This is a genomic window from Xanthomonas arboricola pv. juglandis, assembly GCF_905367715.1.
GTDB classification, from domain to species: domain Bacteria; phylum Pseudomonadota; class Gammaproteobacteria; order Xanthomonadales; family Xanthomonadaceae; genus Xanthomonas; species Xanthomonas arboricola.
Window position 1 is genome coordinate 4,207,953 of record NZ_HG999362.1, and the last position, 21,576, is coordinate 4,229,528.

The 21,576-nt window shown below is 67.0% G+C and carries 24 protein-coding genes; 11 read left to right on the forward strand and 13 right to left on the reverse strand.

Annotated elements, in window-relative coordinates; translation table 11 throughout:
• Nucleotides 1-19 precede the first annotated feature (19 nt).
• Complete coding sequence (locus KHN93_RS18050) at nucleotides 20-580, forward strand: DUF1415 domain-containing protein (RefSeq protein ID WP_211920967.1); 561 nt, start codon at nucleotides 20-22, stop codon at nucleotides 578-580.
• Between the two features lie 187 nt (nucleotides 581-767).
• Complete coding sequence (locus tag KHN93_RS18055) at nucleotides 768-1,574, forward strand: SDR family oxidoreductase (RefSeq protein ID WP_104560184.1); 807 nt, start codon at nucleotides 768-770, stop codon at nucleotides 1,572-1,574.
• 75 nt (nucleotides 1,575-1,649) lie between these two features.
• Here the strand turns inward: KHN93_RS18055 and KHN93_RS18060 are convergent, their stop codons facing one another.
• Nucleotides 1,650-2,363: a pseudouridine synthase gene (locus KHN93_RS18060; RefSeq protein ID WP_102583538.1), complete on the reverse strand. Its 714-nt coding sequence runs from the start codon at nucleotides 2,361-2,363 to the stop codon at nucleotides 1,650-1,652.
• On the reverse strand, nucleotides 2,360-3,427 hold the full coding sequence (locus tag KHN93_RS18065) for a class I SAM-dependent methyltransferase (protein WP_024940274.1): 1,068 nt from the start codon (nucleotides 3,425-3,427) through the stop codon (nucleotides 2,360-2,362). Before KHN93_RS18065 ends, KHN93_RS18060 begins: the two co-directional genes overlap by 4 nt.
• A gap of 192 nt (nucleotides 3,428-3,619) precedes the next feature.
• Between KHN93_RS18065 and KHN93_RS18070 the strand changes: the two genes are divergently transcribed.
• Nucleotides 3,620-3,880: a hypothetical protein gene (locus tag KHN93_RS18070; protein ID WP_087962350.1), complete on the forward strand. Its 261-nt coding sequence runs from the start codon at nucleotides 3,620-3,622 to the stop codon at nucleotides 3,878-3,880.
• Nucleotides 3,881-3,989: 109 nt separating this feature from the next.
• Here KHN93_RS18070 and KHN93_RS18075 read toward each other — a convergent pair whose 3' ends face one another.
• The 5 genes from KHN93_RS18075 to KHN93_RS18095 form a co-directional block, all read right to left on the reverse strand.
• The gene (locus KHN93_RS18075) at nucleotides 3,990-5,324 is read right to left on the reverse strand and encodes a PQQ-dependent sugar dehydrogenase (protein ID WP_016903451.1); all 1,335 of its coding nucleotides are present in this window, start codon (nucleotides 5,322-5,324) and stop codon (nucleotides 3,990-3,992) included.
• A gap of 87 nt (nucleotides 5,325-5,411) precedes the next feature.
• The gene (locus KHN93_RS18080; protein WP_016903450.1) at nucleotides 5,412-5,720 is read right to left on the reverse strand and encodes a DUF3247 family protein; all 309 of its coding nucleotides are present in this window, start codon (nucleotides 5,718-5,720) and stop codon (nucleotides 5,412-5,414) included.
• Between the two features lie 126 nt (nucleotides 5,721-5,846).
• Nucleotides 5,847-7,880 (reverse strand): hybrid sensor histidine kinase/response regulator, encoded by a 2,034-nt coding sequence (locus tag KHN93_RS18085; protein ID WP_212579678.1) that lies wholly within the window; start codon nucleotides 7,878-7,880, stop codon nucleotides 5,847-5,849.
• Nucleotides 7,881-7,987: 107 nt separating this feature from the next.
• Entirely contained in the window at nucleotides 7,988-8,278 is a 291-nt protein-coding gene (locus KHN93_RS18090) for a hypothetical protein (RefSeq protein WP_016903448.1), read from the reverse strand.
• Nucleotides 8,265-8,711 carry a hypothetical protein gene (locus KHN93_RS18095; RefSeq protein WP_024940280.1) on the reverse strand — a complete coding sequence of 149 codons (447 nt, stop codon included), beginning with the start codon at nucleotides 8,709-8,711 and terminating at the stop codon, nucleotides 8,265-8,267. Before KHN93_RS18095 ends, KHN93_RS18090 begins: the two co-directional genes overlap by 14 nt.
• A 249-nt stretch (nucleotides 8,712-8,960) precedes the next feature.
• Here KHN93_RS18095 and KHN93_RS18100 point away from each other — a divergent pair, with 249 nt between their 5' ends.
• Nucleotides 8,961-9,536: a DUF3016 domain-containing protein gene (locus tag KHN93_RS18100; RefSeq protein ID WP_211920969.1), complete on the forward strand. Its 576-nt coding sequence runs from the start codon at nucleotides 8,961-8,963 to the stop codon at nucleotides 9,534-9,536.
• A gap of 143 nt (nucleotides 9,537-9,679) precedes the next feature.
• On the opposite strand, the gene alr is transcribed toward KHN93_RS18100, so the two are convergent.
• On the reverse strand, nucleotides 9,680-10,780 hold the full coding sequence (gene alr, locus KHN93_RS18105; protein ID WP_211920971.1) for an alanine racemase: 1,101 nt from the start codon (nucleotides 10,778-10,780) through the stop codon (nucleotides 9,680-9,682).
• Nucleotides 10,780-12,069, reverse strand: coding sequence for a D-amino acid dehydrogenase (locus tag KHN93_RS18110; RefSeq protein ID WP_024940283.1), 1,290 nt, complete (start codon nucleotides 12,067-12,069; stop codon nucleotides 10,780-10,782). Before KHN93_RS18110 ends, alr begins: the two co-directional genes overlap by 1 nt.
• A gap of 148 nt (nucleotides 12,070-12,217) precedes the next feature.
• On the opposite strand from KHN93_RS18110, the gene KHN93_RS18115 reads away from it, so the two are divergent.
• Entirely contained in the window at nucleotides 12,218-12,697 is a 480-nt protein-coding gene (locus KHN93_RS18115; protein WP_024940284.1) for an Lrp/AsnC ligand binding domain-containing protein, read from the forward strand.
• A gap of 39 nt (nucleotides 12,698-12,736) precedes the next feature.
• Here the strand turns inward: KHN93_RS18115 and KHN93_RS18120 are convergent, their stop codons facing one another.
• Nucleotides 12,737-13,168, reverse strand: a complete 432-nt coding sequence (locus KHN93_RS18120; RefSeq protein WP_104560116.1) for a hypothetical protein — start codon at nucleotides 13,166-13,168, stop codon at nucleotides 12,737-12,739.
• A gap of 411 nt (nucleotides 13,169-13,579) precedes the next feature.
• Between KHN93_RS18120 and msrB the strand changes: the two genes are divergently transcribed.
• The 5 genes from msrB to KHN93_RS18145 all read left to right on the forward strand — a co-directional run bounded on the left by msrB (nucleotide 13,580) and on the right by KHN93_RS18145 (nucleotide 17,939).
• Nucleotides 13,580-14,044, forward strand: a complete 465-nt coding sequence (msrB, locus tag KHN93_RS18125) for a peptide-methionine (R)-S-oxide reductase MsrB (RefSeq protein WP_104560117.1) — start codon at nucleotides 13,580-13,582, stop codon at nucleotides 14,042-14,044.
• A 403-nt stretch (nucleotides 14,045-14,447) separates the two neighbouring features.
• Nucleotides 14,448-15,302, forward strand: coding sequence for a flagellar motor stator protein MotA (motA, locus tag KHN93_RS18130; protein ID WP_024940287.1), 855 nt, complete (start codon nucleotides 14,448-14,450; stop codon nucleotides 15,300-15,302).
• A 10-nt stretch (nucleotides 15,303-15,312) separates the two neighbouring features.
• On the forward strand, nucleotides 15,313-16,509 hold the full coding sequence (motB, locus tag KHN93_RS18135) for a flagellar motor protein MotB (RefSeq protein WP_102580607.1): 1,197 nt from the start codon (nucleotides 15,313-15,315) through the stop codon (nucleotides 16,507-16,509).
• Nucleotides 16,510-17,053: 544 nt separating this feature from the next.
• Nucleotides 17,054-17,644 (forward strand): hypothetical protein, encoded by a 591-nt coding sequence (locus KHN93_RS18140; RefSeq protein WP_211920973.1) that lies wholly within the window; start codon nucleotides 17,054-17,056, stop codon nucleotides 17,642-17,644.
• A gap of 10 nt (nucleotides 17,645-17,654) precedes the next feature.
• Complete coding sequence (locus KHN93_RS18145; RefSeq protein ID WP_024940290.1) at nucleotides 17,655-17,939, forward strand: DUF4031 domain-containing protein; 285 nt, start codon at nucleotides 17,655-17,657, stop codon at nucleotides 17,937-17,939.
• 462 nt (nucleotides 17,940-18,401) lie between these two features.
• On the opposite strand, the gene KHN93_RS18150 is transcribed toward KHN93_RS18145, so the two are convergent.
• Nucleotides 18,402-18,953: a DUF6630 family protein gene (locus KHN93_RS18150; RefSeq protein ID WP_104560120.1), complete on the reverse strand. Its 552-nt coding sequence runs from the start codon at nucleotides 18,951-18,953 to the stop codon at nucleotides 18,402-18,404.
• A gap of 163 nt (nucleotides 18,954-19,116) precedes the next feature.
• On the opposite strand from KHN93_RS18150, the gene KHN93_RS18155 reads away from it, so the two are divergent.
• A complete protein-coding gene (locus KHN93_RS18155; protein ID WP_024940706.1) occupies nucleotides 19,117-19,383 on the forward strand; it encodes a DUF3297 family protein in 267 nt (88 codons plus the stop codon).
• A gap of 409 nt (nucleotides 19,384-19,792) precedes the next feature.
• On the opposite strand, the gene KHN93_RS18160 is transcribed toward KHN93_RS18155, so the two are convergent.
• Nucleotides 19,793-20,554 carry an ABC transporter permease gene (locus KHN93_RS18160; RefSeq protein ID WP_016900895.1) on the reverse strand — a complete coding sequence of 254 codons (762 nt, stop codon included), beginning with the start codon at nucleotides 20,552-20,554 and terminating at the stop codon, nucleotides 19,793-19,795.
• Nucleotides 20,551-21,495 (reverse strand): ABC transporter ATP-binding protein, encoded by a 945-nt coding sequence (locus KHN93_RS18165; RefSeq protein ID WP_047127390.1) that lies wholly within the window; start codon nucleotides 21,493-21,495, stop codon nucleotides 20,551-20,553. The genes KHN93_RS18160 and KHN93_RS18165 overlap by 4 nt, the downstream gene beginning before the upstream one ends.
• Between the last annotated feature and the right edge of the window lie 81 nt (nucleotides 21,496-21,576).

Sequence of the window (21,576 nt, forward strand, 5' to 3'; positions counted from 1 at the left end):
CCATCACGCCGCCGCCACGATGACGACCATGCCTGCCACGCTCGATCCGTTGACCGCCACCCGCCAGTGGATCGAGCGCGCGGTGATCGGCCTGAATCTGTGCCCGTTTGCCAAGGCGGTCTACGTCAAGGAGCAGGTGCGGCTGGTGCTCAGCGATGCCAGCACGCCCGAAGCGCTGCTCGAACAACTGGCCGAAGAACTGGTGTTGCTGCGCGACACGCCGGCCGAGCAGATCGACACCACCTTGATCGTGCATCCGGACGTGCTCACCGATTTCCTGGACTACAACGACTTCCTCGACAACGCCGATGCGGCGGTGGAAGCGCTGGATCTGGGTGGCGTGTTGCAGGTGGCCAGCTTCCATCCGGACTATCAGTTCGCAGGCGCGGCGGTGGATGACGTGGCCAACTTCACCAACCGCTCGCCCTACCCCACCCTGCACCTGCTGCGCGAAGACAGCGTGGAGCGTGCGGTGGCCGCGTTTCCGGACCCGGACGTGATCGTCGAACGCAATATCCAGACGCTGGAACGCCTGGGCCAGGACGGCTGGGAACGGTTGTTGAGCGCATCGCAGCACTGACCGCCGCATCGCGTGCGGCGGCGCGTGCGTGAAACGCGCAGCGATGCCGGCGCGCAGCGGCGCGGCATGACGCGCTAACGGCGGGCAAGCCACCAATCTGCATGCCTCGCGCTTGGCGATCGCGTTGCTACGGCCACCACGGCGCCCGCGTTACAGTGCGCGCGACCTCGCTACCCTGGTGCGCCCGATGCCCCTGACCCCCGCCGTCTCCGCATGGAATCCCTCGCCGTTGCAGGACCGCGTGGTGGTGATCACCGGCGGCGCCCAAGGCATCGGCCGTGGCATCGCGCAGGCGGTGCTGGGCGCCGGTGGCAGCGTGATGATCGGCGACCTGGATGCCGATGCCGGCAAGGCCTGCCTGCAGGAGTGGGCATTGCCGCGACGCAGTGCCTTCGTGCGTTGCGATGCCGCGCGCCCGGCCCAGGCAGCGCGCCTGATCGCCACCGCGCTCACCCGCTTCGGGCGACTCGATGGCCTGGTCAACAACGCCGGCGTGGCCGATCCGCATGTGCCGCCATTGCCGCAACTGGACTGGGACGAGTGGAATCGCAGGCTGGCCAGCCTGCATGGCGCCTTCCTGTGCAGCAAGCAGGCCTTGCCCGCATTGGCGCAGGCCCAGGGCGGCGGTGCGATCGTCAACATCGCCTCCACCCGCGCCTGGCAATCGGAGCCGCATAGCGAAGCCTATGCCGCCGCCAAGGGCGGGCTGGTGGCCTTCACCCACGCCTTGGCGCTGAGCGAAGGCCCGCAGGTGCGCGTCAACAGCATCAGTCCGGGCTGGATCAGCACCGACGCCTGGCGCGCACCGGCGCGCCGGCGCACACCCAAGTTGTCACGGCGCGACCATGCCCAGCATCCAGCCGGACGGGTCGGCACGCCGGAAGACATCGCGCAACTGGCGGTCTATCTGCTGTCGCCGCAGCTGTCCGGCTTTGTGACCGGACAGGATTTCATCGTCGATGGCGGCATGTCGCGCAAGATGCAGTACGTCTGAGGCATTGCGGCGCAGGCGGCCTGCAGCACACCGCGCAGGCCGGGAGCGCCCAGGCGCCATCACTAGTGGCGCGGCTCAGGCCTGCTCGCTGCGGCCGAACAACACCGCAAGATCCCCTGCCCCCAGCGCGCGCCATTGCCCGGACGGCAGACCGTCCAGCGCCAAGCCACCGATGCGGCTGCGGTGCAAGGCCACCACGTGATTGCCGGCGGCGGCGAACATGCGCCGCACCTGGTGGTAGCGGCCTTCGTGCAGGGTCAGGCGTGCTTCGCGTGGGCCTAGCACTTCCAGTTCGGCCGGCAGCAGCGGCTTGGTTTCGCCTTCCAGCAACAGCGTGCCGCTGGCAAACAGCGCCGCCTCGTCACCGCGCAGGTCCTCGGCCAGGGTGACGTCGTAGACCTTGTCCAGCGCCGACTTGGGCGAAATGATCCGGTGCAGCAGCGCGCCGTCGTCGGTCATCAGCAACATGCCGCTGGTCTCGCGATCCAGCCGCCCCACCGGCGCCAGCACCGGTGCGCGCGAACGGAAGCGCGGCGGCAGCAGTTCGTAGATCAGCCGGCCGGTGTCCTTGGTCGAGCAGGTGTAGCCGCTGGGCTTGTGCAGCAACAGGCTGAAACCCGCCGGCGGATCCAGCGGTTCGCCATCGATGCGGATCGCATCGTGCTCCACCTGGTCGTCGGCATACAGCACCTCGCCGGCGGCGTCGGTGACCGCGCCCTGGCGAAACAGCTGGGTCACCTGCTTGCGGCTGCCGTAGCCGAGGTTGGCGATGTGCTTGACCAGCTTCATGCGCGCGCTCCGCGACCACGGATGGCGGAAATCAGCTTGAAACCGTCGCGTTCGGCGGCCACGCGCACCTGCCCGAAGCTTTCGTTGAGCACGTACTCGTAGGGCAGATGCCGGTTGGCGACCAGCAGCAGCTGCCCACCCGGGCGCAACGCCTGCGCGGCCACGGCGATGAAGCGCTGGCCGATATCCGGGCGATCGGCACGCGAAGGCGTGTGGAACGGCGGGTTGCTGACGATGAAATCGTACTGCGCCCCCAGGCCGGCGGTGACGTCGCGCCAGTGGTACTGCAGCTGCGCCGGATGCGCGATGGCCTGCAGGTTGCGCCGCGCCAGGGTCAGCGCGCGCGCCTCGGCCTCGTACAGATCCAGCCCGGTGACCTTGGGGCAACGCGCCAGCACCTCGGCCGATAGATAACCGAAGCCCGCGCCCAGATCGGCGCCATGCCCAGCCAGCGTACTCGGCAGATGCTCGACCAGCAGCGCCGAGGCAGGATCGATGCGGTCCCAGGCAAACACACCGGGGCGACTGACGAAGCGCCCGTCCAGAATGGGGCGCGGCGCATCCAGCGCGGCCCAGCGCGCCTGCAGCGCTGCATCGGTGTCGGCAGGCAGCGGCGCGCTCCAGTAGGTACGGCAATGGTGCTTGGTCAGGCTGCCGGCCAGGCCGGTGAGCTGACGCAGATCCGCCTCGCCCGAGCGTGCGCCCTCGTTGTTGGACTGGCAGGCCACCACGCGGCCGCCCGGTGCGGCCAGCGCGACCGCGCGCGCGAACAGGGCACGCGCTTCCTCGCGCTGCCGCGGCGGCAACACCAGCACCAGGGCATAACGGGTGCTGTCGGCCTCGATCTCGCTCTCTTCGCGCACGTTCCAGCCGTTGCGCTCCAGCGCTTCGGCGAAGGGACGAAAGCTCTGCTCGCAGGTCAGCGCATCGGCAGCCGCATGCTCGCGCAGCGGAAACCCGTCGCGCGCGCGCAGGAACAGCACCGGACCGCTGGGCCAGGGCAGCACGCCCTGGGCGAAGGGCAGAAACAGAGCTTGAAGCGGGGCATCGTGCGGGCCAGCCATCGGATCATCGGGTCGGGAACAGGCCGTCATTGTAAGGGAGCGCCGCCTGCCACCCGCCCTGGCGCCCGCTTGGGCGGGCATTCGATTGCGTGATCTGCAGACGGCGACCCTTCCAATGTCTATACGGTCTATTGATGCGCACGCAACATCCGCCCGCCTAGGCTGGAATCACACCAATACCGGAGAGACGCGATGCGAGCCCTGTTCGTAGGTGGAGTGGTCGACAACAGCGAAATGGATCTGGATGACACCCCGCCACCGATGCACTACCCCGAAAACACCGGTGCGGGCCGGCCGCGCTACCGCCTGCACCAGGTCGGCGAGCGCGACGACGGCAGCGTGGCATATGCGGTGTATGGCGCCCCGGAAATGGCCGATGACGACATCAGCCGGATCACCGAAGAACGTGGCTATGCGCGGCGCTTCAGTGCCTCGCCCGAACCGCCGCGCTGAGCGTGGGCGCATTGGCGTGGCGCCGCGCACGACCGCGGCACACGGATGAAAAAACCGGGCCTGGGCCCGGTTTTTTCGTTTGGACGCCTGAGCCAGCGCGTTGTCTGGATCAGCGCGCCTTGGGTGTCACCCGCCAGATCACATTGCCGACATCGTCGGCCACCAGCAGCGCCCCGGTATTGTCCGGGCTCACGCCCACCGGGCGCCCCTGCGCATTGCCTTCGGCATCCAGAAAACCATCCAGCACCGTGATCGGCGTGCCGCTGGGCTTGCCATCGACAAACGGCACGAACAGCACCTTGTAGCCGCTGGGCGGGTCGCGATTCCACGAACCGTGCTGGCCGATGAAGGCGCCCTGGCGGAAGCGCTCCGGCAACAGGCTTCCGCTGGCAAAGCTCAGGCCCAGCGAGGCGGTATGCGGGCCCAGCGCGTAGTCGGGCTTGATCGCCTTGGCCACCAGCTCGGGGTTCTGCGGTTTGACCCGCTCGTCCACATGCTGGCCGTAATAGCTGTAGGGCCAGCCATAGAAGCCGCCGTCGCGCACCGAGGTCAGGTAATCCGGCACCAGATCGCTACCGATCTCGTCGCGCTCGTTGACCACCACCCACAGCGACTTGCTCTGCGGCTCCCAGGCGGTGCCGACCGGATTGCGTAGGCCGCTGGCGAACACGCGGCTGCTGCCGGTGGCCGGGTCGATCTCCAGGATCGCGGCGCGGTTGAGTTCGGCCTCCATGCCGTTTTCGGCCACGTTGCTGTTGGAACCGACGCCGACATACAGCTTGCTGCCGTCGGCGCTGGCCAGCAGCGACTTGGTCCAATGGTGATTCAGGCCGCCGGGCAGATTGGCCACGAAGGTCGGCTTGGCGGTGATATGCGTCTCGCCGGGCTTGTACGGAAAGCTCACCAGCGCATCGGCATTGGCCACGTAGAAACGATCGCCGATCAGGGCCATGCCGAACGGGGAAAACAGCCCGCTGATGAACTGGGTGCGCACTTCGGCCACGCCGTCGCCATCGGCATCGCGCAGCAAGGTGATGCGGTTGGCACTGGGCACCACGGCGCCGGCCTTGCTCATCATCGCGCCCTGCACCTTCTTGCGGATGCCGCCGCCTTCGGCGTCTTCCGGCTTGGGCGGCTCGGCGGTCTCGGCCACCAGCACGTCGCCGTTCGGCAGCACATAGACCCAGCGCGGGTGATCCAGGTCGCGTGCAAACGCGGCAACCTGCAGGTCGTCGGCAGCGATCGGCTTGGCGTTCTCGGTCCAGCGCTTGACGGGCGCCACCTTGACGGTGGGGATCAGGCGTTTGACCGGCTCGGGCAATTGCGGGTTCGGCCCGGTCCCTTGTTCGATGGCAAGCGTGGCGGTATCGCCGCAGGCGGCGAGGATGGCGACGGTCATTAACGACAGCGGCCAGCGGGCGAGCTTCAACGCGGGAGCATTCATTGCGCGATTGATCCTGAACAGTTACGACAATCGGCCATCATGCCGTCAACGCCACGACGAGAAGTAAACACATCGTCAATGCGTGACTCAGGGAGCGGCTTGCGGATCGCTGCCCAGCGGCAAGGGGTGCACTGCCACGATGCGGTCCATCCAGATCCAGTGCGGCTCCTGCGCGGCATCCAGCTGGTCGATGCGCAACTGGCCGTTGAGGCCTTCGCGTTGCTGGTCGTCGAGATAGGTCTGGATGCTCGGGCGCACGGCGACGGTGCCGCTGATCATGCTGCCGTCGTCGAGCTCGACGCGCACGCGCTCCTGCCCACCAAGCAACGACACCCAGTGTTCGAGCGTGGCGATCTGCACTTGTTCCGAATAGACATGCGGGGCGTATCTGGACATGGCGTCATCTCCATCGAGGGAATGCACCACGCTAGGCCATCGGCCGTGAAAGAGGCAGTAAACAGCCTCTTTCACCTGCTGCCCGTCAGCCGGGGCAGCGGCGCGACATCGGCGCCGCCTGCCGTCTCACTCCACCGATTCGCGCGCGGCGCGCACTGCGGTGACCAGTTGGGCGACGCTGTAGGGCTTGGCCAGATGCTCCTGGAAACCGGAGTCCAGCGCGCGCTTGCGATCGTCGTCGCGTGCCAGGGCGGTCACTGCCACGGCCGGCAGTGCCGCCGCGTCCAGCCCCATGTTCTCGCGCACGGTGCGGATCAGCCCGTAGCCGTCCATGCCCGGCATGCCGATGTCGGTCAGCATCAGATCGAAGCGTGCGTGGCCGCGATGATCGATCAGTGCCAGCGCATCGGTGGCGCTGCCGGCGGTGACAACTTCGGCGCCCTGCTCTTCCAGCAGACGGCGCAGGTAATCGAGCATGTCCGGCTGGTCTTCCACCGCCAGCAGGCGCAAGCCGTTGAGCGCGCGCGCTTCGATGATCTGCTCGGACATCAAGCGCCGGCGCAGCTCGCGCCGCGGACGCCTGGCCTGATCGGGAATATGCTCCGGCAGGCGCACGGTGAAGGTGGCGCCCTTGCCGCGACCGCCGCTGGTGGCGCTGACCTGGCCGCCATGCATTTCCACCAGCTGCTGCACGATCGCCAGGCCCAGGCCCAGGCCGCCATGCTGGCGCGTGGTGGTGCCGTCGGCCTGGCGGAAGCGGCCGAACAGATGCGGAAGGAACTCCGCTGCGATGCCGTCGCCCGAATCGCGTACCGCGACCAGCAGGTGGCCGTCGTCGCGTTCGATGGTGACGTCGATGCGGCCATGTGCCGGGGTGAACTTGATCGCGTTGGACAGCAGATTCCATAGCACCTGCTGCAGCCGCGTGGCATCGCCCAGCACCAGACACGGCGCGGACGGGGCATGCACTTCCAGCACCTGGTCCTTGCCCTCGGCAGCCAGCTCCTGGGTGTTCAGGGCCTCGCGCACCTGTTCGACCAGATCCAGCGACTCGACCTCCAACTGCACCTTGCCCAGCAACATGCTGCTGAGGTCGAGCATGTCCGAAATCAGGCGTTTCTGCGCACGGGCGCTGCTGGCGATCACCGACAGACCCTTGTAGTTGGGATGGCCTTCTTCGACCCGCTGCAGCAGCAGCTCGCTCCAGCCCAGAATGGTGGTCAGCGGCGTGCGCAATTCGTGCGACAAGGTGGCCAGGAACTCGTCCTTCAGCCGCGCCATGCTCTCGGCTTCGTTGCGTGCGCTACGCTCGGATTCGAGCAGTTGCTCGCGCGCCAGTTCGATCTCGCGTTGTTCGGTCACGTCCGGGCTGCTGCCGGCCAGGCCGATGAAACGCCCGTCGGCCGAATAGCGCGGCGTGGCGGTCATTTCGATCCAGCGCCACTGTGCGTCGTGGCGGCGCGCACGCACCAGTGCATGCAGGCCGCGCTGTTCCTCCAATGCGGTGGCCAGTTCGAACTGGAAGATCGACAGGTCGTCCGGATGCAGCAACTCGCTCCAGGCCGACACCGTGCCGCTGGAAATGTCGATGCCGAAAAACTCGCCATAGGCACTGTTGACGAAGCGCACCACGCCTTGCGCGTCCAGTACCCAGACCGGCATCGGCAGGCCATCGGCCAGGGCGCTGAAACGGGCCTCGCTCTCGGCCAGCTCGCGTTCCACCCGCTTGCGCTCGGTGATGTCCATGAACAACACCGCCACCCGCGCCTGTTCCGGCTGCCCGACCCGGAATGCATCCACCGAGTACCAGCGGCGCAAGGCCTTGGCCTGCATTTCGAAATGGATGCGGTTGCCGGTGCGCGCGACATGGCCGTAGCGGTCGAACCATTCCTGTTCGTGATCGACCAGCATGCCGCGAATGGACACGTTCAATACATTGGAAAGACCGGTGTAGCGCTCGAATGCGCCATTGGTCATCCGGATCACGTAATCGACGGCCTTGTCGCCATCGAACACCATATCAATGACGCAGAACCCCGCGTCCAGATTATGGAAGATCTCGTGGTACATCCCCGGGTCGAGGAAGGGCTCGGCGAGGGCTGCCGGGTGGCTGGTGGCCAGATCGGGGCTGGTGGTCGAGGTGCTCAAATCGGGATCCAGGGGTGGTGCCAGGGCGGATGACGAGCAGATGAAACCACGCCCGGTGTCGTCAGCGGGTGCACAGCCGGCCGACCCGGTTCACGCGCGTGCCGCCGGCTCCCCAGGGATCACCACAGCAGCGCCGCGCACAGCGCGATGCAGGCCGCCAGCACCACGATTCCGGCGATCACCCCGCGAAACACCCACTCGCCTTCGCGACGCAACTGCTCGTCCATCCAGCGCTGCGCTTCTTCGCGCCAGGCGGTGGAACGCGCGTACTCGGCGTCCAGCAACAGCAGTCGCACCCGCGACAAGCCAAGCTTGGCGCATTCGCTGCGACAGCGCTCGCTGAAACCATCCTCGCCGGTGGCGACCTGTGCGCCCAGCGGCAGCTGCAATTCGAGTTCATGCCTGGACATAACGGGGGCGCTCCTGATCAAGCTCGTGTTCCAGCGCCATCCGCGCCAGTTGGGTGTAGTTGGCGCGTGGACCCTGGCCGCGGCCGGTGAGCATTCCCTGGTAATCCAGGTCCTGCCAGACCCGCCCGGTCCACTCGACGCAATCCTCGGCAATCACCAGCATCAGCGAGTAGCGGTACTCAAGCCCGTTGGCGGCGGTGTAGGCGTAGACCGGCGGGAACTGCACCGCCACATCGCCCTGGCGCGCCAACGCGGCCAGGTGCTCGCGCAAGGCATCACGCGGCGAGGCTCCCGGCTCCAGGCGCAGCGTGCGCGTGGCCAGATCCAGGTCCACATCGCTTTGCAGGGCGACGAAGGCGGCGGCCCCGGTGGCGGGGTTATGGCCGTGCTGTTTCGCCCAGTCGATGAACTGCAGGCGCACGTCCGACGGCATGTGTGCCGGCGCCGAAGAGGCTGACTTTGTGCGGAAAGAGTGGGTGTCCATGCTGGCGATCTTCCGGGCTGCGCCGTGAAGCGCAGGCGCAGGCGCGGTGAACCCGCCGTCATGGCGCCAGCGTTGCGGATTAACCGCGTGGCAATGGCCTGCCAGCCCTTGCGCGGCAAGCGTTGCCGGCAGGCAGATGCGCCCCCACACTGCAACGACGCCCGGTACGTCCACGTACCTTCCGCTTGGAGACTTTCCATGAAACGTTCCAGCCTTTGCGGCGCCAGCCTGTTGCTGGCAGGACTGCTCGCGGCAACCGGCGCGCAGGCACGTGTACGCAACGTCACCGACCCGCAGGCGCCACACGCGCTGACCGGCGATGGCAAGGTCGATGTGCGCTGGACCGACCCGGCGCAGTTTTCCGAAGTGCGCTTCAGCGGCAACCGCTGGGAAGCGCAGCGTGGCGACTGGGTGACCCAGCTGGCGACCTATTTCCAGCAGAGCGCCGCGCGCAAGCTGCCCGACGGCCAGCGCCTGAGCGTGACCATCACCGACATCCGCCGCGCCGGCCAGTACGAGCCCTGGCACGGGCCGCGCATGCAGGACGTGCGCATCGTCAAGGACATCTACCCGCCGCGCCTGAGCTTCAACTACACGCTGACCGGCGCCGATGGCCAGGTGATCGACCAGGGCGAACGCAAGCTGGTGGATTCGGCGTTTCTGATGAGCGGCCCGCGCCTGACCGACAGCGATCCACTGCGCTTCGAAAAGGCGATGATCGACGACTGGGTGCGCAAGCAGTTCCGCGGCGATCGGAGTACTGCCGGGTTGTGAGCTGCTGCTTCAAGCCCCCTCCCGTCGGCAGAGGGGTTGGGGTGAGGGTACGAGCGAAGCCCACCTGTTGTTCCAAGGGTGGCTTCGCACGTCCCCTCATCCGCCCCTTCGGGGCACCTTCTCCCAATGGGAGAAGGGACACCTCACCGCGTGATTCCCTCGCCCACTGCCGCCTCACCCAGATACGTCCGCGGCACGCGCTTGAGTCCACACAGCAGTTGATACGCGCTGACATTGCACTGCGTTGCCAGCGGACTGACGCGCGGCGCATCGCCCCAAAGCTGCACGCTGGAACCGATGTCGGCCTGCGGGTGCTCGGTGAGATCCACGGTCAGCATGTCCATCGATACGCGCCCGATCAGCGGGCAAACCTGTCCATCCACCAGCACCGGAGTGCCGTTGGGGGCGAACTGCGGATAACCGTCGGCATAGCCGGCCGCCACCACGCCGACGCGGGTGGGCCGCTCGGCGACGAAGCGGGCGCCGTACCCCACCGGCTCGCCGGCCGGCAGCTCGCGCACGGAGATGATGCGCGAGCGCAGCGTCATCACCGGGCGTAGCTGCGCGGTGGTGTCGGTGTCCTGCGGGAACGGGTTTGCGCCATACAGCATCAGCCCCGGACGCGACCAATCGTTGCGCAGCGCCGGCCAGCCGAGCAAGCCGGGCGAATTGCGCAGGCTGGTTTCGGCCTGCATGCCGCCTGCGGTGAGTGCGAACGCCACCGCCTGCTCGTCGGTGCGGCTGCACTCCAGCTCGTCGGCGCGCGCCAAGTGGGTCATCAGCACCAGCGAGGCGATCTGCGGCAGCCCGCGCAGCCGCAACCACGCCGCACGAAAGTCTTCCGGTGACAGGCCCAGCCGATGCATGCCGCTGTCCAGCTTCAACCATACCCGCAACGGACGCGGGCTCTGGAACTCGACCAGTGCGCGCACCTGCTGCGGCGTGGCCACCACCGTCCACAGATCATGCTCGGCAATCAGGCGCAGTTCGTCGTGTTCAAAGAACCCTTCCAGCAGCAGGATCGGCGCACGGATGCCGGCCTGACGCAGCTCCAGCGCTTCTTCGATGCAGGCCACCGCAAAGCCGTCGGCCTCGCCGTCCAGCGCCTGCGCGCAGCGCACCGCGCCGTGGCCGTAGGCATCGGCCTTGACCACCGCCAGCGCCTTGCTGCCGCCCAGGCGCTTGGCCAGGCGGTAGTTGTGACGCAATGCGTCCAGATCAATCAACGCTTGCGCAGGACGCACTACGCGGCCTCCTGCTGCGCGCGGGCGCTGCGTGGCGACAGGTAACGGAAGATATCCAGGCCTTCGCTATCGATGTCGGGCGTGCGGCCCTGCATCAGGTCGGCCAGATAGCGGCCCGAGCCGCAGGCCATGGTCCAGCCCAGGGTGCCGTGGCCGGTATTGAGGAACAGGTTGGCATACGGCGTGGCACCGACCACCGGCGTGCCGTCCGGCGTGGCCGGGCGCAGGCCGGTCCAGAACTCGGCCTGGGCCAGATCGCCGGCGCCGGGGAACAGGTCGTTGACCACCATCTCCAGCGTGGCGCGGCGGCGCGGATTCAACGACAGGTCGAAGCCGGCCACCTCGGCCATGCCGCCGACGCGGATACGGTCGTCGAAGCGGGTCAGCGCGATCTTGTAGCTCTCGTCCAGCACCGTGGAGGTCGGCGCGCGCGCAGCATCCACGATCGGGATGGTCAGCGAATAGCCCTTGAGCGGATACACCGGCAGGTGCAGGCCGAGCGAGAGCAGCAGGTCGGCCGAATAGCTGCCCAGCGCCAGCACGTAGCGGTCGGCGGTCTCGATGCGGCCATCGATCTGCACGCCGGTGACGCGCCCGCCTTGGTGCTGCAGATGCTCGATCTGCTGCCCGTAGCGGAACTCCACCCCCGCCTGCGCGGCCAGTTCGGCCAGGCGCTGGGTGAACAGCCGGCAGTCGCCGGTCTGGTCCTCGGGCAGGCGCAAGGCGCCGGCCATTTGCGCGCCACCGCCGGCCAGGCCCGGTTCGAACTGGGCGATCTGCGCCGGGGTCAGCAGTTCGTAGGGCACGCCGTATTGGGCCAGCACCTCGATGTCCTGCGCGGCGGCATCCAGTTGCTGCTGGGTGCGGAACAACTGGGTGGTACCGAGCTGACGGCCCTCGAACTCGATGCCGGTGCTGGCACGCAATGCGTTCAGGCAATCGCGGCTGTAGTCGGACATGCGCACCATGCGCGCCTTGTTCACTGCATAGCGCTCGGCGGTGCAGTTGCGCAGCATCTGGCTGAGCCAGGCCAGCTGACGCAGGTCGCGGGTGGGCCGGATCGACAGCGGTGCATGCTGCTCGAACAGCCACTTCACCGCCTTGCCGGGCACACCGGGCGCGGCCCACGGCGAGGTGTAGCCGAACGACAGCTGGCCGGCATTGGCGTAGCTGGTTTCCAGCGCCGCCGCCGGCTGGCGGTCGACCACGGTGACCTCGCAACCGGCCTGTGCCAGATACCAGGCCGTGGTGGTGCCGATGACGCCACTACCGAGAATGAGCACCCGCATGTCGTTCTCCTGGAAAGGGTATTCCCCCACAACCAGGCGCCGAGGGGGACAGTTAGACGCAGTATATTGCGAGCCAGGCAGTGCCATTTCTGGAATCAGCCCGCCCTGGCAGTGAATCCTCCTGTCAAACCCTGCAGAGACAGACTTGATGACGACCCGCACCCGCGAGCTGGACAAGATCGACCGCAAGATTCTGCGCATCCTGCAGCAGGAGGGGCGGATTTCCTTTACCGAACTGGGCGAGCGGGTGGGCCTGTCGACCACGCCCTGCACCGAGCGCGTGCGCCGGCTGGAGCGCGATGGCGCCATCACCGGCTACTACGCGCGGCTGGACCCGCACTATCTCAAGGCCAGCCTGCTGGTGTTCGTGGAGATCAGCCTGGCCTACAAGTCCGGCGACATCTTCGAGGAGTTCCGGCGCGCCGCGCTCAAGCTGCCCAACGTGCTGGAATGCCATCTGGTCTCGGGTGATTTCGACTACCTGCTGAAGGCGCGCATCAGCGAGATGGCCTCCTATCGCAAGCTGCTCGGCAGCACCTTGCTGACCATGCCGCATGTGCGCGAGTCCAAGAGCTACATCGTGATGGAAGAGGTCAAGGAGACCCTGGCGTTGCCGATCGAAGGCTGAGATTCGGGATTCGGGAGTGGGGATTGGTAATGGCGCGGGTCAGCGCACCACGCGCATGCCGTCGCCGGCCGGGACCGCGTCGTAATAGCGCCCGGTCTTGGTATCCAGCACCCGGTTGGCGCCTGCCGGCTGCATGCCGTGCAGCAAGCGACCATTGCGGTCGTAGACCATCGGCGCGCTGGCCGGCGCAACCTGGCTGCCGGCCGGCGCCACCGGCGTCTGTGCCGGGCCACGGGTCGGGATGGTGGGCGCGGACGGGCGTTGGCCGAGCTGCGATGGCACTGGAGCCGTGGTCGGCGCAGGTTGTACTGCGCGCGGCGCGGTCAGCGTGGGCTGGGCGGGCGTCGGGCTGGTGATCGGCTGCAGCGTATTGGACGAGCGTGTGCTGGTGGCCGATTGCGCCGCCGCAGCGCCGGCGGCAACCAACAGGCCGCACAGCAGCAGGCCGCGCGTTGAAGAAGGGATCGCCATGACGGACACCGTGCTTGATCGAGAAGTACTCACTGGATGGGGGCGCCGGCGTGCTGCGGCAATACGCGGGATCGGCTACGGGATGAACGCGTTCGCGAGGTGAGTGCGGCGCGAAAGGCACTTCCTGCTCCCATCGGGACAAGCTGGCGCGCAGCGCCGGATGAGGGTGCGTGAAGCCTGGCAATCAGTACTGCATCATGGCTTCGCCGCCGTACCTTCACCCCTCCGCTCCGCGCCCCGGCCTGCGCCAGCGGCGCAGGCGCACCAGGGCACGCGCCAGTGGCGCGCAAGCTGTGCCGTGGCGCCCCGGTGGGAGAGGGGCTTGGTCGCCGCACGCTTGAACCACGCCGACAGCGCCCACATCACGGGTGCAGGCGCGGCACCCTGCCAGCGCGCGCATGCGAGAACCCCATGAGCCAGTTCGATCTGACCCCTCCCTCCCCCGCCCAACGCGACGCCCTGATCGCCGGGCTTAGCGACGAGGAACAGCGCGTGCTGCTGCACCATGGCACCGAAGCGCCGTTCTGCGGGGTGTTCCTGGACAACAAGCTCGACGGCGTCTACACCTGCCGCCTGTGCGGGTTGCCGCTGTTCCGCTCCAGCGCCAAGTTCGAATCCGGCACCGGCTGGCCGAGCTTCTTCGCCCCGTACGACACCGCCCATGTGCGCGAAATCCGTGACACCAGCTACGGCATGATCCGCACCGAGATCGTCTGTGCGCGCTGCGACAGTCACCTGGGCCACGTGTTCCCCGACGGCCCGCCGCCGACCGGCGAACGCCACTGCCTGAACTCGGTCTCGCTGGGCTTTACCGAAAACGGCCAGGCCCTGCCCAACCCCTTGCAGCGCGAAGGCGCCGAAGCGCAACCGGCCTGAGCCGACGCATGCATCCGGCCGGGAGGGATTCCGTGCCGGATGTATGCCTGCAACACCTGCGCCCACTGGCAGGCGCTGCCGCATCGCCGACGCAACGCAGCGACCCCGGCAGTGCGTCGAACCATCATTGCGACCAAGCGCGATTCACCTAAGCAGGGCTACGTCATGACGAGCGTTGCAGGGATTGCTTGCAGTGGGCATCCGCGCCGCACAGCCCTTCAATCAAAGGCTGGAACGGCCTGAGCGCACCGGGCGCAAGTAACGACAGCGCCGCAACCTGCCGCGTGAAGATGTGATCGACCAAGCGATCGTTCAGTTACACCGCACACCTTCACGCCGTGCGCTTCAAGAATCCGCCGCGCAAGCCGAAACAACAGCAACCCTGTTTGCTTTTGGCTGCGCCATGCTCATCATCATCGGCTTCATCGTCGTCATCGTCAGTGTCCTCGGCGGCTATGTGCTGTCGCACGGCAAGCTGGGCGCGCTCTGGCAGCCGTACGAGCTGATGATCATCGGTGGCGCGGCGTTCGGTGCGTTTCTGGTCAGCACGCCCGGCAAGATCGTCAAGGAGACCTTCAGCAGCATCCTGGGCGTGTTCAAGGGCCCGCAGTACAAGTCCGACGACTACAAGGACACGCTGAGCCTGATCTACGAGTTGCTCAACAAGGCGCGCCGCGATGGCTTCATGGCGCTGGAAGATCACGTCGAAAAACCGCAGGACAGCACCATCTTCGGTAACTACCCCAAGGTGGTGGCCGACCATCACCTGCTGGACTTCATCACCGACTGCCTGCGCCTGATGATCGGCAGCAACATCGAGCCGCACGAGCTGGAGCCGTTGCTCGAGCTGGAGCTGGAAAAACATCACCACGAAGCGCTGGCGCCCTCGCATGCGCTGAGCAAGGTGTCCGACGGCCTGCCCGGCTTCGGCATCGTGGCGGCCGTGCTCGGCATCGTGATCACCATGGGTTCGATCGGCGGGCCGATCGAGGAGATCGGCCACCACGTCGGTGCCGCCCTGGTCGGCACCTTCCTGGGCATTTTGCTTGCCTATGGCTTCGTCGCACCGCTGGCTGCGGCGATGGAAGCGCGCGCCGAGCAGGACGGACGCATGTACGAGGCGGTCAAGACCGCGCTGCTGGCCTGCCTGCGTGGCTACAACCCGAAGATTGCGCTGGAATTCGCGCGCAAGACGCTGCCCTCCAACGTGCGTCCGAGCTTTGCGGATTTCGAAACGCACCTGAAGACGATCAAGTAGGACCGCGGTCATGGCCGAGGGCAAATCCACCGTCGTCATCCGACGTGTCAAGAAGGTGCAGGGCGGCGGCCATCATGGCGGCGCCTGGAAGGTGGCGTTTGCCGACTTCGTGACCGCGATGATGGCGTTCTTCCTGGTGCTGTGGCTGATGGCCGCCACCACCAAGGAGCAGCGCGCGGCGATCTCGGAATACTTCCGCAATCCCAGCCCGTTGTCGGGCAAGTCGCCGGCCCCCTCGCCGGGCATGAACGGCCCTGGCGGCGCCAGCACCTCGATGATCAAGCTCGGCGGCACCGCCGACATGGCCAAGGGGCAGAAGGACGAGATGGGCCGCAAGCGCGACAACGCTGCCGACACCAACGAAGACAGCCGCGCCAGGGACAAGAAGCGCCTGGAAGCGCTGATGCAGGACCTGAAAGAGGCCATCGACAAGAGCCAGGCGCTGGAGCCGTTCAAGGACCAGTTGCTGCTCGACCTCACCCCGGACGGCCTGCGCATCCAGATCGTGGACAAGCAGAACCGGCCGATGTTCGACATGGGCCGCGACCAGCTCAAGCCGTACACCGTGGCGATCCTGCGCGAGTTGTCCAGCTTCATCAACCAGGTGCCCAACCACATCAGCATCACCGGCCACACCGACACCACCGCCTACAGCAGCGATACCGGTTACACCAACTGGGAACTCAGCGCCGACCGCGCCAATGCCGCGCGCCGTGCGCTGGTGGGCGGCGGCATGGACGATGCCAAGGTCACCCGCGTGGTGGGGCTGTCCTCGTCGGTGCTGTTCGACAAGACCGACCCGCAGAACCCGATCAACCGCCGCATCAGCATCGTGGTGATGACCCAGGATGCCGAACAGGCCGCGCTGGCCGGCGCCGGCCAGGGCATTGCGCTGGGCAAGCCCACCCACGATGCCGACACCCATGTGCCGGATCTGAGTGCCGCGGCGACCGCCACCACGGCGGTGGGGACACCGGCTGCGCTGCCTGCGGCAGGACCCACCGCAGCTGCGCCGGCGGGCGGACCTGCGGCAGCGGCCAGCGCCACATCGCCTGCTGCAGCGCCCCCGGCCACCAGCGCTGCGCCGGCGGCACCGCGCGTCTCCACGCGCAGCCAGGTGGCCTCGGCCACCGCACTGGCCAAGGCTGCCGAAGCCGCCGTGGCCGCACCGCGCACTGCCGTCAGCGAAGTACCCGCGCGGCGCTGACGGCGGCGGAGGGCACCTGATAAGACGTTGTCTGGCGGTGCTTGGCGTTCTTGGGGTTCTTGGCGGTTGCGGGCGGTTGCGGGCGGTTGCGGGCTGCTGCGGGCTGCGGGCTGCGGGCTGCGGGCTGCGGGCTGCGGGCTGCGGGCTGCGGGCAGACGGCAGACGGCAGACGGCAGACGGCAGACGTTATCGTGCATGTCGAATCTGACGTGCATTCCGAACTTGATGTGCATCCCGGGTCTGGTCGCCCTGCGGGCTACTTGTCGTCCTACTTGTCGTCCTACTTGTCGTCCTACTTGTCGGGCTGCTTGTCGTCCTGCATGCCGATCCTGACCAGCAATGGCGCGTTGGCGCTCCGACAGACCCGCGGTGCCAGCCGCTGGAGCCTGTCCGACATATCGGCGTCAGCGGCCTTCGCAACGCCGGAAGCGCCAACAGGAGCATCGCCCGGCGCGGCCGGCGTTCATCGGCCTGGCAGCGGCACCCGAGCCGGGTCACGCGCAAGCGCCTAGAATGGTCGGCCATTCCCAGCGTCGAGAACACCGTGTCCCGCAATTCCAAGGCCAAGCGCGACAAGCGCAAGAAGTCCCAACCCAAGCGTCCGATCGTCCGTCTGGGCCAGGCGCCGCAGATCGCCAACCATGCCGTGCTGCAGGATGCCGACGGCCGCGTGGTCGCTGCGATCGGCTTGCAGAACGGCAGCGAATGGCTGCTGTCGATCGGCGGCCAGACCATGGGCAGCGCCGACAACCCGGTGCCGATGCTGGCCATGCTCAAGCACCTGGCCAATCTGCAGGAGAAGGAAGGCAAGACCATCTCGCTGGAATACTCCACCCAGCTGCAGCAGATGATCGACGACCTGGCCGCCGAAGACGGCAAGACCGCCGAGGAATACCTGACCACGCTGGTGTCCGAGTTCGAGAACAGCGACGCTGAAGGCGACGACGGCGAAGCCGAAGACGCCGACGCCGACGCCGAGGCAGGCGATGCCCCGGCAGATGCCGATGCGGACACCGATGCCGATGCTGATGCCAGCGCCGAAGATGCCGCTGCCGACACCGCAGGCGACGCGTCGCAGGACGACGCCGACGACGCAACTGACGGCGGCAAGAAGAAGAAGGGTAAGAAGGCCTAAGGGCCTGCCGGTGGCCGTCTACGTCGACGATGCGGTGCATCCGTGGCGCGAGCAGCGCTGGGCGCACCTGCTCGGCGATACGCTGGACGAGCTGCATGCAATGGCGGCGCGGCTGGGCATTCCCCGCCGCGCCTTCCAGAACAAACTCAGCGGCGCGCACTACGATGTGTCCGCAACGCTACGCGCCGAAGCGATCGCGCTCGGTGCCATTGCGATCTCCCGTCACACCGACCGTGCCTTGCTCAAGGCCTTGATCGCCAACGCGCGTGCACAGGCGCGCGGCGAGGCGCCTTGAGGCGGGGATTGGGGAGTTGGGATTGGGGATTCGCAACGGCGGTAGCCGCGGGCTGATCGGCGGCGCGCCGTTGTAGGAGCGCGCCTGAGCGCGAGGAGCTGTCCCGGTAACGCCCGATCGCGCGCCAGCGCGCTCCTACGGGCAGCTGGTGGCACGTGCATGTGTCCTGGCCTGGAGGGAGGCCTGCAACTTCAGTACCCGCGATGACGGCACGCATCTGCATGAGGGCAGCACGCCCTTGTAGGAGCGCGCTAGCGCGCGAGCGGCTGTCCCGGTAACGCCCGTCGCGCGCAGGCACGCTCCTACGTGGGAATCGCCGGGCCGTGGACCATGCCTGCGCGGCAGACCCTAGTGGCTACCACGCGTTTGGCACGCTGCTGCGGCAGCACGCACCACCACGCTCGACACGCCCACACACTCAGAAGCCGCTCCTGCGAATCCCGATTCCCGATTCCCGGCCCCTCAGAACGCCTCATTCCCCAGCCGCACTTCCACCCCCAGCAGCGAGGTCAGCGCCAGCACGGCGTCGTCGTCGCGGCTGAGCGCGATCCAGCCGGCATAGGCGTCGCCGCCGGTGTTCCAGTTCCACAGCGAGTAGCCGTGCTCGCGCAGACGATCGAAGGCCACCGCCATCAGGTCGGGCACACTCAGATCGCTGGAAAACTCCTCGTCATCCAGGTCGCCGCCCCAGTCGATGCGCAGGTTCCAGCGCGCGCTGAGTTCGTCGATGGCGGCAATGAACGCGTCGGTGTCCTTCCAGTCCACGAAAAAGCCCGAGCGCCAGTCGATCGCATCCTTCAAGGCCCACAACCAGGCATCGTCGCCCTCGTCGTCGTCCAGGTCGGCCTGCGCCTCGCGCCAGGTATCGAACTGGCCCAATGCGGTGTCTTCGTCGCCGGGATTGATCAACACCAGCAGATTCCACACCCGCGCCGGGTGGTCGTCGACATCGTCTTCGTCGCCTTCGGGCTGCAGGCCTTCGTCGTCTTCGTAATCGGCGCTGTTATCGGGCATGGCGGTCTAGTTCCAGGAGTGCAGACGTGAAGTGTGAGGCCTGGCGGGGCGCAAGCAAACCGCCCGGCGCGTGCGCAGGCAGCGCCGGGGCTGATCTTCGCGGCGCGGGCCCGTATCCTGTGCGGCCGAAGACGGCCATCCCGGCCGCCATGACGCCTTTCCCATGAGCGATACCCCTCCCGATCATCTGGCCATCGATGCACGCAGCCCGTTCCACAATGCCGATGCGCTCAGCCGCGGCGTCGGCGTGCGCTTCAACGGTGTCGAACGCGACAACGTGGAGGAGTATTCGGTCAGCGAAGGCTGGATCAAGGTGCAGGTCGGCAAGGCCCGCGACCGTCGCGGCAACCCGATGACGATGAAGATCAAGGGTGAGGTGGTGGCCTACTTCCTGGACACCAAGGGCGACGCCAAGCCTGCTGCCGAATAAGAGCGGCTGACACCACCACGTCACGCCGGGCTACTGCAGGCCGGCTGCCCTGCGCCCTGGCTGCAGGGACCTGGCCCGCCCACGCTCGCGGGACACGCCGCAAGTACGTCCTTGCATAAGCGCTGACGCCGCATCCATGCCGCGTCAGGTCCGGCGACGGTGCGTGGGCAAAGACCAGCCAGGAATATCGGTGTGCATGGTTTTCAACACCGACCAACTCTCAGGCGTGGTGCCCTCGCCGATTGCGAGACCGTGTAGCGGCATGGATGCCGCTATCGAACCCCAGGGCCGGATTCACGGCGCGTCCCGCGAGCGGCGAGGGCGCCGCGCACCCGCCCCAGTCAACGTTGACCCGGACTGCCGACGGCATCCACCAGGATGCGGCCGACCAAACCACTGCATTCACCACTCACGCCTTGAGCCGGTAACCGCTGCGGAAGATTGCCGCCACCACGCCCAGGCACACCAGCAGGAACAGGAAGGTCATGCCGGTGCTCACCGCGATGTGCACGTCGGCCTTGCCGTAGAAACTCCAGCGGAACCCGCTGATCAGGTACACCACCGGGTTGAACAGGGTGACCTTCTGCCATAGCGGCGGCAGCATGTTGATCGAGTAGAAACTGCCGCCCAGGAAGGTCAGCGGCGTCACCACCATCAGCGGGATCACCTGCAGTTTTTCGAAGCCGTCGGCCCAGATGCCGATGATGAAACCGAACAGGCTGAAGGTCAGCGCGGTGAGCACCAGAAAGCCCAGCATCCACAGCGGATGTGCGATCTCGTAAGGCACGAACAGCCGCGCGGTGAGCAGGATCAGCAAGCCCAGCAACACTGACTTGGTGGCCGCCGCGCCCACATAGCCGATCACGATCTCCCACCAGGCCACCGGCGCCGACAGCACCTCGTAGATGGTGCCGGCCCAGCGCGGCATGTAGATGCCGAACGAGGCGTTGGAAATGCTCTCGTTGAGCAGGGACAGCATCACCAGCCCGGGAATGATGAAGGCGCCATAGCTGATGCCGTCGATGTCGCCCATGCGCGAGCCGATCGCCGCGCCGAACACCACGAAATACAGTGAGGTCGACAACACCGGCGAGGCGATCGACTGGGTCAGCGTGCGGAAGGCGCGCGCCATTTCAAAGCGGTAGATCGCCGCAATCGCATGCCGGTTCATGCGCGCGCCTCCACGTTGCGGGCGCCATGCACCAGGTTGACGAAGATCTCCTCCAGCGAACTCTCGCTGGAATGCAGGTCCTTGAAGTCGATGCCCTGCTCGTTGAGCCGGCGCAGCAACGCGCCGATGCCGGTCTGCTCGGCCTGGGTGTCGAAGGTGTAGATCAGGCTGTTGCCGTCGGCCGACAGTTCCAGCGGCAGATCGCCCAGCGCGGCCGGGATGGCCTGCAGCGGCGCCTGCAGGCTCAGCGTGAGCTGCTTCTTGCCGAGCTTGCGCATCAGCGTGTGCTTGTCTTCCACCAGCACCAGCTCGCCGCGATTGATCACCCCGACCCGGTCGGCCATGTCTTCGGCTTCCTCGATGTAATGGGTGGTCAGGATCACCGTGGTGCCCTGCTCGCGCAGCCTGCGCACCATCTGCCACATGTCGTGACGCAGCTCCACGTCCACGCCTGCGGTGGGTTCGTCCAGAAACAGGATGCGCGGCTCGTGCGCCAGCGCCTTGGCGATCAGCACGCGCCGCTTCATGCCGCCGGACAGCGTGGAAATCTTGTTGTGGCGCTTGTCCCACAGCGAGAGTTCGCGCAGCACCGTTTCCAGATACGCCGCATTGGCCGGCTTGCCGAACAGCCCGCGACTGAAGCGCACGGTGGCCCACACGGTTTCGAACGCGTCGGTGGCCAGCTCCTGCGGCACCAGGCCGATGCTGGCACGCGCGGCGCGGTAGTCGCGCACGATGTCGTGACCATCGGCCAGCACGGTGCCGGTGCTGGGGTTGATCAGCCCGCAAATGATGCTGATCAGCGTGGTCTTGCCGGCACCGTTGGGACCGAGCAGCGCGAAGATCTCGCCGCGCCGGATCTGAAGGTCCACCTGCTTGAGCGCCTGAAAACCGCCAGCGTAGGTCTTGCTCAATCCCTGGATGGAAACGATTGGAGTCATGTCTTCTGCACTGGAGCGATCAGCCGCACAGGGTAGGCCGTGCGCCATGAAGATGGGAGAAGTGCGAATGGAATGGTGTCT